Below are 12,562 nucleotides of genomic sequence, written 5' to 3'. Positions count from 1 at the left end.
TAAATAAAGATATAAATCAACCAGGATTAGTACATCCCAAAATTTGGGGAAATGCAACGCCGACTCTTGAAGCGCGGATTGCTAGAGGAAATTTTTAGCAATTTGGTTAGCGTCTTGATAGTTTTAGCGATGCCACTTGGAACCATCAGCACTATCAATAACAGTAATCCCGTGTTCTAGTAATCGAGCGCGAATTTGGTCAGATTGGGCAAAATTTTTAGCTTTACGTGCGATCGCCCTTTGCTCTACTAATTGCTCAATTTCCTCATCACTTAAGCCTTCTACGCTCTCAGCTTCTAAATGAGCTTCTAATCCTAACACATCCGCTAACTTAACTAATGTCTGCCACATTGATTGTAGCTGGGTAGGCGATGTAACGGTATTTCCTTGATGGACTAAAATATTTCCTTCGCGTTGCAAGTCTTTAGCAATTTCAAATAATACCGACAAGCCAGAGGAGAAGTTAAAATCTTCATTTACAGCCACTTGGAAGCGCTCTGTAGCCTCCAAATCAGTCTTACCATTACTAGACCAGCCTAGTTGTTCTCCGTAGCGTAAACCGAACAGCAGCCCCTCTTTTAGAGTTTGCCAGCCATTTTGGGCAGATTCAAGAGCGCGATCGCTAAAATCAATTGGTTTGCGATAATGTGCCATTAATACAAACAATCGCACCGCCATTGGATCTGTAGGACGATCTAGTAATTCTCGAATTGTGATGAAATTGCCTAAAGATTTAGACATTTTCTCGTCATCTACCGTTACCATACCGTTATGCAGCCAGTAACGCGCCAAAGGTTTACCTGTGACCGCTTCTGATTGAGCTATTTCATTTTCGTGATGGGGAAAAATTAAATCTGCGCCCCCAGCGTGGATGTCTATCGTATCGCCTAAGCGATCGCGTACCATTGCCGAACATTCTATATGCCATCCTGGTCGTCCTTCGCCCCAAGATGACTCCCAAGCTGGTTCTCCTGGCTTTGCTCCCTTCCACAAGGCAAAATCAAAGGGATCTTGCTTTTTTTGTGCTTCTAGATCTGCTGCATCAACTCTTCCACTACCACCTGCTTGCATATCCTCTAACTTCCGCCCCGAAAGCTTGCCATATTCAGCAAAGGAACGGACTTTGTAGTAAACATCGCCGCCTGTGGCATAAGCGCAATCTTTTTGTTCTAGTTCGTGAATTAGCCTTTTGATGCCGTCGATTGTATGCGTAGCGCGGGGATATTCATCAGCTTCTTTGACATTCAACCGCGCCATATCTTCAAAATATGCTTGAATGTATTTCTCTGCGACTTCCTGCATAGATGAATTTTCTTGCCTTGCCCGATTAAGGATTTTGTCGTCAATATCGGTAAAATTCTGCACGTACCGGACTTTGTAACCCAAAAATTGCAAGTAACGGCGCACTACATCCCAGACAATACAAGCCCGCGCATGACCTAAATGGCAGTAATCGTAAACTGTTACGCCGCAGTAGTACATTGTGACATTACCAGCTACTAACGGCGCAAATTCTTCTTGGCGGCGAGTCAGGGTGTTGTAAAGCTTTAAGGTCATGGTCGAGCAATGAAGAAATTAGCAGATAGGCTAATAATAAGGGAGGAGGGTCATAGTGCGATCGCTAGCACATTTATATGCTAAAGCTCGATGCGCTCTCCACGCCACAACTGTAATTTTTTGACGTTTAGACTGACAACGTAGCTATGCAATCAGCAGTGAGTCCCGACCAATCTCAAGTAATGGAAATCTCAAAACGTGGTTTGCCAGTGACTATCATTACTGGTTTTTTGGGTAGTGGCAAAACAACTCTACTCAATCACATTCTTACTAACCAAGCAGGTGTGAAAACAGCAGTTTTGGTCAATGAATTTGGTGAAATTGGCATCGACAACGAGCTAATTATCTCTACTGGCGAAGATATGGTAGAGCTAAATAATGGTTGTATTTGCTGCACTATCAATAATGACCTGGTTGAAGCGGTTTATAAGGTTTTGGAACGTCAAGACCAAATCGATTATTTAGTTGTAGAGACAACTGGACTTGCTGACCCTTTACCTGTAGCTTTAACCTTCTTAGGGACAGAACTACGCGATTTGACTCGTTTAGATTCGATTGTCACAGTTGTAGATGCAGCCAATTACAGCTTAGATTTATTTAACTCCCAAGCAGCTTTAAATCAAATTCAATACGGCGATATTATTTTGCTCAATAAAGCAGATTTAGTTGACGAAGCCGATTTAGATTTGTTGGAAGTTAAGATTAGAGATATTAAGGAAGGTGCGAGAATTATCCGCACTACGCGATCGCAAGTTGCAATTCCCTTAATTCTTAGCGTTGGTCTATTTGAGTCCGATAAGTATTTTGCTACTAAATCAGAAGAACATCACCATCACGACCATCACCATCATCACGACCACGACCACGACCATCATAACTGCGATCATCCCGACCACGACCATTCCCATCACTTAGAAAACGACGGGTTTACCTCAATATCTTTCCAAAGCGATAAACCACTTTCGATTAGGAAGTTTCAATATTTCCTCGATAATCAATTACCAGAGAATGTCTTTCGGGCAAAAGGAATTATGTGGTTTGATGAAAGTCCTAAGCGGCATATTTTCCACTTGTGCGGCAAGCGGTTTAGTATTGATGATGATGAGTGGAAAGGCGATCGCCAAAACCAGCTTGTCTTAATCGGACAGAATCTAGACAAGGAAACTTTAATGACACAATTACAAAACTGTGTAACAACTGCTTCCACAAGTCGGGGTAAAGGTTTCGGGAAATAAAGCAGGTGTAAGGGAAAGGGTTAAATTTATATCCTTTCCCAATTTTGTAGAGAGCTAATGATAAGGTTTTTATACGGACAGTATTTGTTCTGCGCTCAAAGCTATCTCAGGAAAAGTTGCTGAAATGATGCGATTGCTACCTCGAAACTCAGTTACGTTATAACATCCGTCATTTAACAGCAAAACAGAAATTTTATACTCGCGCCTGTCTACAATCCAATACTCAGTAATTCCTATACGTTGGTACTCATCTACTTTATCTACATAGTCATCTGCGCGGTTCTTTGAGACAACTTCAACAACTAACACAGGCGGAGTTTTTAAGACGGCGGCTGTTTTATTAGCTTTAAGGGATAACCAAGCTTCGGACTGCATTACGCAAATATCAGGATTGCGCGAGTATTCCCTACCTGTTGCTGAGGATTTACCAATGTAAACTCCAACTTTATCGGAGGCTTTTAGAGGTAAATTAAGTTTGCGGATTTCTGCTCTAAAAATCTCTAAGAGTAAATCGATTATATCGGCATGGTCAGCGCTTGGCAGTGGAACCATTATTAGTTCACCATTAACAAGCTCGTAACGGTTATCTGTCCCATCATCATATACAAGGTATTCCTCAAAAGTTAGGTTTAGGGTTGATGTTTGAGACATTTTTTTGTTGTTTAAGGTTAAAATAACTGCAATTTGTTGATAAGACAATGTTTTGAGGTTAATTAGCGGGCTATCTCAACATAATTGGAGTTTTATATGTTAGACATTCCCGAAAAATCTTTGGGACAACGCGAAATTTACCTCAAGGACGCACACGGTCATTTGTTACCAGCAATAGTCGATTTAGGTTGCCTTGACTGGAATGAAGGCGGAAGAAGACGTACAGAGTGCAGAATAACGCTTAAATGGGCAGATAGTGAGGTTAATTGTGTAGATTGGAATTTTTTTGAGTCTTTTAAACAAGTGCGCCAACAGTTGGCTTTACTAGGTCTTTACCCCTTATGTTACGGTGCAAGCCGTAATATTGTAATTACAGGCATGGCAATCGATATGGGTTTAGGAATGAAGATATATAAAGGAGCGACGCTCAATACTTTTCCAACTCGCAATCAATTAGTCGGTCTTTTTGACTTTGGCGATGATGTTGAACCAGTATCAGTTGAGGAGCAAGAAGCTTTTCGGCAAGAATGGGTCAAATCAGTAAGGACGCAAGTGTAAACCTTGAGGCAATCAGCGTGTTAGATTGATTGGATAAGCACGATGAGGTGTTGAAACCGATGACTTTCAGTGATGTGGTTGAGGTAATCAAAAGCCTTTCTACAGATGAAAAACGTGAAATTCAACTGTTATTACAACAGTATCTCCGCGAGGAGCGCCGCGATGATATATATGCCAACTTCAAATCGTCACAAATCGAACAACAAAAAGGTGAACTGAAGTTTTCCGCCAATACTAATGAATTGAAACAACTGATAGAGGAGTGATTTTGGAAGTCAGTTTCAGTTCTTCGTTCAAACGTGTCTATAAAAAACGTATCAAAGGCAACGCAGATTCAGAAGCACGGTTTTGGCAAAAACTAGAATTGTTTACTGTAGATCCATTCGCTCCAAGCTTGAAAACGCACAGACTATCGGGCAAACTTAAGGAATTTTGGAGTTTTAGCCTAGACTACGATCAGAGGGTACTGTTCTACTTTACAGAAGACGGAAAGGCTGTATTTGTAGACATCGGTAGCCATGACGAAGTGTATTAAGCAGCCGAGAAAATGCTATATACTAGCTTGTCCAAATTTCTGGATGCGTTCAGCAACAGTTGATGGCTGTTCTAAATGCAAGACGCGATCGCAATTCATCATAACTAATCAAGGATGCGATCGCATTTGACCTCAAAGCTAGGTTGCTACCAGATATTTTTCTCCCTGCCTTGGTTGCCCCCATAATATCCGTTCGTGCTTGTATATAGCGAGTCCAGGTTTAGCACCTTTAGGCTTATAGACGTGCTTAGGTTGAGTATATACAATCGGCACAGCATCGCTTTGACAAGAACGGCTGTAGTATGCAGCAAGATCGGCAGTATATTGTAAATCTGCCTGTTCTGCCACAGTACCAGGTTCTAAACGCAATAAAACGTGACTGCCAGGAATCTCTTGAGCGTGAAACCACAAATCGTAATCGTTTGCTAGCCGAAAAGTTAGGCGATCGTTTTGCTGATTGTTGCGCCCGATTAATACCTCAAAGCCGCTAGGAGTGCGGTAACGGTGAAAGTTTGTACTTGAGTCAGGATTATCTCGACGAGCGTATTCTGGATCTGCTAAGTATTTTTGCGCGATCAATTCTTCGCGGATTTCTACGAGTGTCTCTAAATCTTCTGCTGTCTGGTACTTATCTATTTGCGCGATCGCATTTTCTACTTGTTCTAAGTAATCTACTTCTGCCTGTACTTCTGCTAAAAGTGGCTCAACTGCACCACGAGCGCGTTTGAGTTTACCTGCTTGCTTGTAGAGTTTTTGGGCATTTTGGACGGCGTTTTTCTCAGGTTCTAAAGCGATCGCAATTGGCGCGTTGGTATCAAAGTCAGCCAATACAATTTCTTTCATCCCTGGTTGCCATTGTTGCAAGTTAGCCATCAATAGATCGGCGTGTTGACGAAATACATCTGCTCGATCTGATTGTTCCAAGCGTTCTTTAAAAGTATTAGCCTTCAGGTGCAATTTATCTAAAATATTCTTCAGCTTTTGACTTAATTGATTGCTAAGTTGCTGAAATTCCTGTTGATTTAACTCATCTGTATAGTAACGGTTGAGCAAATCTTGGACATCTTTGGCTGGCGTGGCTACTTCCCAGCCAAGTACCGTATAACCTTTGGTAGTCCAACCAGGTGAGAATTTGCCTTTATCTAAAGCTTGTAACCATTCTTGCCAGCGACTAAACAAGCTATCCCAATCGGCTGCATTTAAGCTATCGGTAGACTGTTCGGGATCTAACCTGGCTACTCGCACCATCGATTGTACTAAAGCCGGACTCAAGCCTCGATAATTTTTCAGCAAACAACGGGCGAGTTCTTGCGGTACTAAACTGACTCTTTCTTGCCAACGGGCTTGAGATTCTTCTAATGTTGGGATTGCTCCACCTAATGACGGTGGTAGTTCGTAAGGTTGCCCTGTTTGAATTGGACGCACGCTAGATTGTTGCTGGCTAACTTGATGCGCCGCAGTAACGATCGCCCCACTAGCGTCAGTCAGGATGACATTACTATATTTGCCCATAATTTCCACATACAAATGCCAAAGCGCATCTTCCCCAGGACGACGGGCAAATTGTAAATCGAAAACTCTCTCCCAAGGGGCAACTTGGGCAATTGCTACCAATGCTAAACCATTTAATTGATGCAGCAATTGCTGGCTAAAAGTAAAAGTATCGGGCGTGCGGGGAGGCGGCGAACCGATGCAAAAATGAGCAGCTTGGGGATGCCAGCAAATTTCCAGCCATCCTCGCTCTTTTAGGGTACGTAAAGCGATCGCAATTGTATAGCGATCGCGCTGATATACTTGTTCGCTACGCGCCGGAAGCCAGCGATCGCGTATTTCATTACCAGCAGCGGTTAAGGTTGTAAAGTCAACAGGTTGCAAAGCAATTCTTCTTTATTTCTTAGAATATCAAACAAGCAAGGGACAAGGAGACAAGGGGGACTATTACAGTGACCAGTTAAGAAGCATTAAATAGTTACTGTTTATTGTCTGACCTGTTAACGATTTCATCATCAGCAGTTATTAGCGCTCGGCTACTTAGACAAGAGTATTTTCCTCTCTTTCTTTTACCTGGTCACTGGTCACTAATCGCTGGTCACTGTGAAAGCTCTACCTTTAGATATCGCTCAAAAGGTAGAAAACTGCAAAAAAAGGGTCTAAGAGACGAAAAAACTAGGTTTTTTGCTAATTTTAGGCTTGTAACTCAAAATTTTTGTAGATAACATGAAATTAGATTTTTGAAAGCTTGTTACACGGCGCTTCGTGTTAGTTTCTCATGGATATTCAGCTAATTAATATCGGTTTTGGTAATATCGTATCTGCCAACCGAGTAGTTGCCATCGTCAGTCCCGAATCTGCTCCTATCAAGCGCATTATTACCGATGCGCGCGATCGCGGACAACTGATTGATGCTACTTACGGTCGCCGTACTAGAGCAGTAATTATTACTGATTCAAGTCATGTCATTTTGTCAGCAATTCAACCGGAGACGGTGGCAAATCGGTTTGTAATTAGCCGCGAGCAACCAGATGGTTAACAGTGACCAGTGACCAATGAAATATTAATGGGTGCATTTAATACTTTATTCTAAAACTGGTGGTTGACGTTAGGTTAGCTTTAAAGTGCAGGACCAATTTCGGCGGTAGGATGTGAATTATATAGATTGCTCTTTCTTGTGTGAATGCAAACTCATAATTCTGTGCAAACTGCCAATGACTGTCAAGCAGGTAGGTTAATTGTTTTAACAGGTCCTAGCGGCGTTGGTAAAGGTACTTTGGTGCGATCGCTCCTGCAACGTCATCCGCAGTTATATCTGTCGATTTCTGCTACCACTCGCTCGCCTCGTACGGGCGAGATTGATGGCGAACATTATTACTTCGTTAGTCGCAGCGATTTTGAAAAGATGATTGCCCAAGATCAACTATTGGAGTGGGCTGAGTTTGCTGGTAATTGCTACGGTACTCCTCGTCTACCCATAGAACAACAAATTGCCCAAGGCAAAAGCATTTTGTTGGAAATTGAACTAGAAGGAGCAAGGCAAATTCGTCAATCTTTTCCTAGCGCTTTACGCATTTTTATTTTACCTCCTTCATTTGCCGAACTCGAAAAACGCTTGCGCGATCGCCGCCAAGATCCAGATGAAGCGATTTCTCGTCGTCTCCAACGCGCTCGAATAGAAGTTGATGCTGCTAGTGAGTTCGATCTGCAAATTGTTAATGACGATTTTGATACAGCTTTGCAGCAATTAGAAACGGCAATATTTGGGTAATTTGTCCTAGTCATAAAAATAGAGCAGAAAAATAAAACTCCTTACCTTTAAGTAAGCAAACTTTACTTTTCTTGCTCTATGCCGGAACTTCGCACATTATCGTGCTTTTAGTATGGAAATTTGTTATTTTGTCAATTTATCCAAATACTCTTTGGATAACTTCTATGTTGTCTAGTAAGAAATAGGCAACAACTGCTCCACCAACTCCACCAATTAGAAAACTTGTAGCATAAGTATTCCAACCTTCTTGAGATTTGAAGGTATCTGGTACGCGATTATTGGTAGTAACATTTGCTACGGGTAGGGGTGGCTTGCTATTAGCATAAAGTGCGATCGCTAGTGCTGAAATTGCCACCATACCCAAAGTTGATAATAATCCAGCTATGTTAGCAATGTCAGTATCGCGCAGGGGACCTAACTTAGCAAAAGGACCTAGCATCCAATAGCCGTGAGCCATTCCAGCTTCTATACCTCGTCTTTGGTTGGTTATTCCTTGACGATAAGCTGGTAAGTTATTGATAAACCATCTTACTAGACCAGAGTTGTTAATCGGTGTTTCTAAATCTCCCCACTGGGCATCACGATTTGGGGGAAACACAACTTCCCGATTTCTAGGATCGGAGGGACGATCTTTTGATGCATCTATTGCTTGCGCCATATTTGCTCTTAGTATTTAAACAGGTAGTGGGATTATTTTAGGTTAATACTTGCAGCTAAATATCTATTTCTACTATTAACTTTAGAAAAATTAATTAAGTTATTCTTTGCTAAACAAACAACAAATAAACTCGCCATCTCCTAAGAGAGAGCGAGTTTATTCCTTTAGGAATATGCCTTTAATTAATAAAGCTGTTAGCTACAATAAATTAGACAATTTGCCTACATTCTAGTAAGACAAAATAGATAATTTTCAGCTAACTACTAACTAATTCTACGGCAAAGGATGGAAAAGTAGATCGGGGAAAATGTAATTGAATATAGCCCAGGTACTAAAAGCAACAGATACAGACAAAACAGCAAGCACTGGTGCTAAGGAAAGATACTGAAGGAAGTATGTTTTTTGGTCGTTTTTGTTTTGCATCAATCGATCTCCAAAAGCAGAGTAGATAAGCTAAATTAGCGTGGTGAAACAGGTATTTCTTCGTCTTTAGCGTATAGTTCGCCTGACAAAAACTGCGTAGTAGCTGCCAAGGGCCAAGTAGCGCCACCTGCGGTACATTGCAGCGCCAAAGGCACATCAATAGCAATTTCTTTGCTTTCGGGAGACGAGCCTTCAATTTTCTTGACGGCGCGAATATAAGAACGACCTGCCCAACCAATCCAGCCAGCAATATACAAAAATAAAATGCTAGGAATGATAAAGTCACCAGCGCGATCGAGACGACCATCAACAATTAAGTGTGGTAAGCCTTCAGGACCGCATTGAGCTTGAGCATAACGCTCGAACCTTTTGATGCCTGACTGGGGATCGGAGGTTGTGTTGCGGGCATTTTTTGCCCTTTGAATAAATTCTGGTGACTCGCTACAAGGTACTAGGTTAGATTGCGGTGCTGCCATGACCTGCGGGGCAAAACTAAACCAAATACCAATGACTAGAACCAGAGCAAACAATCGTCGCATGAAATTGTTTCCCTTTGTTACAAAAGAAATAAAGTTACGTGTACAAGCAAAAATTTGGCGCGAAGCAATGCTGCCCATCAAATTTCTCAAGACATTGAAGCGGCTTGTACAGGTGTTGTTTACAGAACTTGGAAGATATCATACTCTTGCAGGCGATCCGTTCATCGTTTAAGTAAATAAAAGTTTAGGTTTCGCAATGAGAGTAGCAAGCGGTCTAATTCATAATTCGCCTATTTACGCCTTAGAACAGTGAAGCAGGGGGAGAAAGTCCTCCTTGTCTTCAATCCCCCTGTAGTCCCCCTTTTCCCTTCTTTAAAAAATGGCAACTGTATTAGCAATAGAAACTAGCTGCGATGAGACTGCTGTGGCGATTGTGAGCGATCGCCATGTTTGTAGTAGCGTAGTAACTTCGCAAATTCCTATCCATCAACAGTATGGGGGTGTAGTGCCGGAAGTTGCATCGCGCCAACATTTAGAGATTATTAATCAGGCGATCGCTGAGGCTTTATCCCAAGCGCAAATTCCGATCGCAAAAATAGATGGAATTGCTGCTAGTTGTGCGCCAGGACTGGTCGGAGCGCTACTTGTAGGGCTAACAGCCGCCAAAACATTGGCGATCGTGCATCAATTGCCATTTTTGGGCGTACATCACCTAGAAGGGCATATTTACGCCAACTGCTTGAGCGAACCAAAGTTAGAACCACCGTTTTTAAGCTTGCTAGTTTCTGGCGGTCATACTAGCTTGATTTATGTCAAAGATTGCGGCAAATACGAAACTTTAGGCGAAACCCGCGACGATGCTGCAGGAGAAGCTTTTGATAAAGTCGCAAGATTGCTAGATTTGGGCTATCCAGGTGGTCCAGCTATCGATCGCTTGGCACAAACAGGCAACCCTGAAGCATTTGCGCTTCCAGAGGGCAAAATCTCTTTGCCTCATGGTGGTTTTCATCCTTACGATTCTAGTTTCAGCGGTTTAAAAACGGCAGTAATGCGACTTGTGCAACAGCTAAAGCAAAATTCGCCTGTTGTACCCGTTGCGGATATTGCTGCAAGCTTTCAAGCCACAGTAGCGCGATCGCTAACCAAAAGAGCGATCGCTTGTGCTACAGATTACGGCTTAAATACGATTGCTGTAGGTGGAGGTGTAGCAGCAAATAGCGGACTAAGGCAGCATTTACAAGCCGCCGCAGCCGAGCGCAACTTGCGCGTGTTATTTCCACCGATGAAGTTTTGTACCGACAATGCTGCTATGATCGGTTGCGCCGCCGCCGAACACCTCAATAGAGGGCATACATCGCCAATTACATTAGGGACGCGATCTCGTTTGCCCTTAACCGAAGTCATGCAACTCTACCAGCATTAAATTACCGTAGACGTTGCACTGCAACGTCTCTACATTTGGTGACGGTTCAAAATCGCCTGAATTTCCTGGGCAACGGTGTCTGTTTGCTCTAGCATTGCCAAATGTCCGCAACGGGGAATTTCAACTACGTTGTTGCCGCATTCCTCAAATAAAGGGTGAAAACTAGCTAAATGCCGTACGTATTTTGATTCCATGATTTGGTCTTGCTCCCCAGCTAAAAAGTAAACTGGCTGAGATAGCTGCGAAACTAATTGCGGCAAGCGGTTGACTTCTTCCTCTGTTGTGGAGTCAAGCAGAGTACCTAAAGCGGCTTCAGGGTGAGCGACAACAAAATCAATTACTCTTTGTCGTCCCCAACTACGAGCTATAGGGCGTACTACGTTAGCGCGGGTAAATAACAGGTCTATTAGAGGTAAATAACACAGCCAACGCGGACGAATTTTGACTAACTGCCTGCCAGCAGAACGGAATTGCTCGAAGGCTTCTTTGAGATAAATTCCCCCGCCAGCGTTGACACAAATAACGCCTTTGATGCGATCGGGTAATTGTTCGGCTGCCCATAAGGCAATTGTCGCGCCTAACGAGTGACCTACAAGCCAAGCACTATTAATATTTAACTGTTCTAATAGCGATACCAAATCATTAGCGTATGCTGCAGCAGTGTAGCGAGAATTACACTCGGTAAGTGGATCTTCCTGCGTTATTGATGCTACCAAATCCACATTGTCAGCAGTTAGGCTGAGAGAATTTTGCCCATTGAGGGAATTAGCCGCTGAGATACCTAGCTTTGTCACTTCTAAACCGCTAGCTGATTGCCCAAAGCCGCGCAGATCGTAGGCTAGACATTGATAATCTGGTGATAGGCGCTCGATTAAAGGTTGCCAGTATTCTCGACTTAACAGCCAACCGTGAATAAATACCAAAGTGTGGGGACCTGCCGCAGGACCCGTTAGCTCGTAAGCGTGTTGAATTCCCAGAATCTCAATTGTTGCCATTACTCTATCCTATCCTTAAGACCTGCACCTCTAAAACCTTTAAAGCTAGATAGGAGACTGAAGAATAACAGGAGACAAAGTGTTAGAGTTGAGAATGGCTAGATTTAGAGGCGCTTAATTTGAGGAGGGATTTTACTTTATAAGCAAATAGTAAATTGATCTTCTTTAGCCGATCGCTTTGTCAAACTAGCTAGTATAGTCAAATACAAGTTTTACTAATCGCACCACGTTGGCATGGGTTTTTGGAAAAGCTGGTTCAGCGGCTCGGAAACCACCGCAGGAACCAAGATAACGCCAGGTGAGGAGTACACAGCCCTTGAATCTGTGAACGGTTCTCCCCAAAATGGCGATCGCTCGATTGTTTTTAGTTGCGATCGCAATATTGACCTTTATGAATTAGAGGAACTTTGCGATGCGGTTGGTTGGTCGCGTCGCCCTTTACGTAAGGTCAAAAAAGCGCTGGAACATAGTTTTCTCGTCGCTTCGATGTGGGAGGTGCGCGGTACTCAAAAACGCCTGGTTGGTTTCGCTCGCGCTACTTCCGATCATGCCTTCAATGCCACTATTTGGGATGTCGTCGTTCATCCCGATTTTCAAGGCAAAAAGCTAGGTAAGGCGCTGATGAAATACACGATCAAAAAACTCAGAAGCGAAGACATTAGCAATGTCACTTTATTTGCTGACCCTCAAGTTGTTGACTTTTATCGCGGTCTGGGGTTTGTTTCCGATCCAGAGGGCATCAAAGGTATGTTTTGGTATCCTAATTGAACGCTGTACAAGTAAATT

At 42.8% G+C, this 12,562-nt stretch carries 15 protein-coding genes; 8 read left to right on the top strand and 7 right to left on the bottom strand.

Annotated features, from left to right (window positions below):
* Positions 1-123: 123 nt before the first annotated feature.
* Complete coding sequence (cysS, locus tag UH38_RS01115; protein ID WP_045052753.1) at positions 124-1,557, bottom strand: cysteine--tRNA ligase; 1,434 nt, start codon at positions 1,555-1,557, stop codon at positions 124-126.
* Between the two features lie 146 nt (positions 1,558-1,703).
* Here cysS and UH38_RS01110 point away from each other — a divergent pair, with 146 nt between their 5' ends.
* Positions 1,704-2,792 carry a CobW family GTP-binding protein gene (locus UH38_RS01110; RefSeq protein WP_045052752.1) on the top strand — a complete coding sequence of 363 codons (1,089 nt, stop codon included), beginning with the start codon at positions 1,704-1,706 and terminating at the stop codon, positions 2,790-2,792.
* A 69-nt stretch (positions 2,793-2,861) separates the two neighbouring features.
* Here UH38_RS01110 and UH38_RS01105 read toward each other — a convergent pair whose 3' ends face one another.
* Positions 2,862-3,443: a Uma2 family endonuclease gene (locus tag UH38_RS01105; protein WP_045053031.1), complete on the bottom strand. Its 582-nt coding sequence runs from the start codon at positions 3,441-3,443 to the stop codon at positions 2,862-2,864.
* A gap of 96 nt (positions 3,444-3,539) precedes the next feature.
* Here UH38_RS01105 and UH38_RS01100 point away from each other — a divergent pair, with 96 nt between their 5' ends.
* Genes UH38_RS01100 through UH38_RS01090 form a run of 3 tightly spaced genes read left to right on the top strand, consistent with a single transcriptional unit; the run spans position 3,540 to position 4,536 of the window.
* Positions 3,540-4,001, top strand: coding sequence for a hypothetical protein (locus tag UH38_RS01100; protein WP_045052751.1), 462 nt, complete (start codon positions 3,540-3,542; stop codon positions 3,999-4,001).
* A 59-nt stretch (positions 4,002-4,060) separates the two neighbouring features.
* Positions 4,061-4,267: a hypothetical protein gene (locus UH38_RS01095; protein WP_045052750.1), complete on the top strand. Its 207-nt coding sequence runs from the start codon at positions 4,061-4,063 to the stop codon at positions 4,265-4,267.
* Between the two features lie 2 nt (positions 4,268-4,269).
* Entirely contained in the window at positions 4,270-4,536 is a 267-nt protein-coding gene (locus UH38_RS01090) for a type II toxin-antitoxin system RelE/ParE family toxin (protein ID WP_045053030.1), read from the top strand.
* A 138-nt stretch (positions 4,537-4,674) separates the two neighbouring features.
* Here UH38_RS01090 and UH38_RS01085 read toward each other — a convergent pair whose 3' ends face one another.
* Positions 4,675-6,411 carry an Rqc2 family fibronectin-binding protein gene (locus tag UH38_RS01085; RefSeq protein ID WP_045052749.1) on the bottom strand — a complete coding sequence of 579 codons (1,737 nt, stop codon included), beginning with the start codon at positions 6,409-6,411 and terminating at the stop codon, positions 4,675-4,677.
* Between the two features lie 394 nt (positions 6,412-6,805).
* On the opposite strand from UH38_RS01085, the gene remA reads away from it, so the two are divergent.
* Complete coding sequence (gene remA, locus UH38_RS01080) at positions 6,806-7,066, top strand: extracellular matrix/biofilm regulator RemA (RefSeq protein WP_045052748.1); 261 nt, start codon at positions 6,806-6,808, stop codon at positions 7,064-7,066.
* 144 nt (positions 7,067-7,210) lie between these two features.
* Positions 7,211-7,798, top strand: a complete 588-nt coding sequence (gene gmk / locus UH38_RS01075; protein ID WP_045052747.1) for a guanylate kinase — start codon at positions 7,211-7,213, stop codon at positions 7,796-7,798.
* Positions 7,799-7,934: 136 nt separating this feature from the next.
* Here the strand turns inward: gmk and UH38_RS01070 are convergent, their stop codons facing one another.
* The 3 genes from UH38_RS01070 to UH38_RS01065 form a co-directional block, all read right to left on the bottom strand.
* Complete coding sequence (locus UH38_RS01070) at positions 7,935-8,456, bottom strand: photosystem I reaction center subunit XI (protein ID WP_045052746.1); 522 nt, start codon at positions 8,454-8,456, stop codon at positions 7,935-7,937.
* Positions 8,457-8,729: 273 nt separating this feature from the next.
* Complete coding sequence (locus UH38_RS25220) at positions 8,730-8,879, bottom strand: PsaJ protein (RefSeq protein ID WP_072044862.1); 150 nt, start codon at positions 8,877-8,879, stop codon at positions 8,730-8,732.
* Positions 8,880-8,914: 35 nt separating this feature from the next.
* Positions 8,915-9,418, bottom strand: a complete 504-nt coding sequence (locus UH38_RS01065) for a photosystem I reaction center subunit III (protein ID WP_045052745.1) — start codon at positions 9,416-9,418, stop codon at positions 8,915-8,917.
* Positions 9,419-9,737: 319 nt separating this feature from the next.
* Here UH38_RS01065 and tsaD point away from each other — a divergent pair, with 319 nt between their 5' ends.
* A complete protein-coding gene (gene tsaD / locus UH38_RS01060) occupies positions 9,738-10,781 on the top strand; it encodes a tRNA (adenosine(37)-N6)-threonylcarbamoyltransferase complex transferase subunit TsaD (protein ID WP_045052744.1) in 1,044 nt (347 codons plus the stop codon).
* Positions 10,782-10,810: 29 nt separating this feature from the next.
* Here tsaD and UH38_RS01055 read toward each other — a convergent pair whose 3' ends face one another.
* A complete protein-coding gene (locus UH38_RS01055; RefSeq protein WP_045052743.1) occupies positions 10,811-11,776 on the bottom strand; it encodes an alpha/beta fold hydrolase in 966 nt (321 codons plus the stop codon).
* 234 nt (positions 11,777-12,010) lie between these two features.
* Between UH38_RS01055 and UH38_RS01050 the strand changes: the two genes are divergently transcribed.
* The gene (locus tag UH38_RS01050) at positions 12,011-12,544 is read left to right on the top strand and encodes a GNAT family N-acetyltransferase (RefSeq protein WP_045052742.1); all 534 of its coding nucleotides are present in this window, start codon (positions 12,011-12,013) and stop codon (positions 12,542-12,544) included.
* The last annotated feature ends 18 nt before the right edge of the window (positions 12,545-12,562 follow it).

The organism is Aliterella atlantica CENA595 (genome assembly GCF_000952155.1).
Lineage (GTDB): Bacteria > Cyanobacteriota > Cyanobacteriia > Cyanobacteriales > Chroococcidiopsidaceae > Aliterella > Aliterella atlantica.
This window is presented reverse-complemented; position numbering and strand designations above follow the sequence as displayed.

What these genes read in the sequence shown, in the direction of transcription:
- UH38_RS01065 (WP_045052745.1), bottom strand. Translation starts at nt 9,418, where the DNA reads ATGCGACGATTGTTTGCTCTGGTTCTAGTCATTGGTATTTGGTTTAGT.
- UH38_RS01105 (WP_045053031.1), bottom strand. Translation starts at nt 3,443, where the DNA reads ATGTCTCAAACATCAACCCTAAACCTAACTTTTGAGGAATACCTTGTA.
- UH38_RS01055 (WP_045052743.1), bottom strand. Translation starts at nt 11,776, where the DNA reads ATGGCAACAATTGAGATTCTGGGAATTCAACACGCTTACGAGCTAACG.
- UH38_RS01095 (WP_045052750.1), top strand. Translation starts at nt 4,061, where the DNA reads ATGACTTTCAGTGATGTGGTTGAGGTAATCAAAAGCCTTTCTACAGAT.
- tsaD (WP_045052744.1), top strand. Translation starts at nt 9,738, where the DNA reads ATGGCAACTGTATTAGCAATAGAAACTAGCTGCGATGAGACTGCTGTG.
- UH38_RS01050 (WP_045052742.1), top strand. Translation starts at nt 12,011, where the DNA reads ATGGGTTTTTGGAAAAGCTGGTTCAGCGGCTCGGAAACCACCGCAGGA.
- gmk (WP_045052747.1), top strand. Translation starts at nt 7,211, where the DNA reads ATGCAAACTCATAATTCTGTGCAAACTGCCAATGACTGTCAAGCAGGT.
- UH38_RS01070 (WP_045052746.1), bottom strand. Translation starts at nt 8,456, where the DNA reads ATGGCGCAAGCAATAGATGCATCAAAAGATCGTCCCTCCGATCCTAGA.
- remA (WP_045052748.1), top strand. Translation starts at nt 6,806, where the DNA reads ATGGATATTCAGCTAATTAATATCGGTTTTGGTAATATCGTATCTGCC.
- UH38_RS01110 (WP_045052752.1), top strand. Translation starts at nt 1,704, where the DNA reads ATGCAATCAGCAGTGAGTCCCGACCAATCTCAAGTAATGGAAATCTCA.
- UH38_RS25220 (WP_072044862.1), bottom strand. Translation starts at nt 8,879, where the DNA reads ATGCAAAACAAAAACGACCAAAAAACATACTTCCTTCAGTATCTTTCC.
- UH38_RS01100 (WP_045052751.1), top strand. Translation starts at nt 3,540, where the DNA reads ATGTTAGACATTCCCGAAAAATCTTTGGGACAACGCGAAATTTACCTC.
- cysS (WP_045052753.1), bottom strand. Translation starts at nt 1,557, where the DNA reads ATGACCTTAAAGCTTTACAACACCCTGACTCGCCGCCAAGAAGAATTT.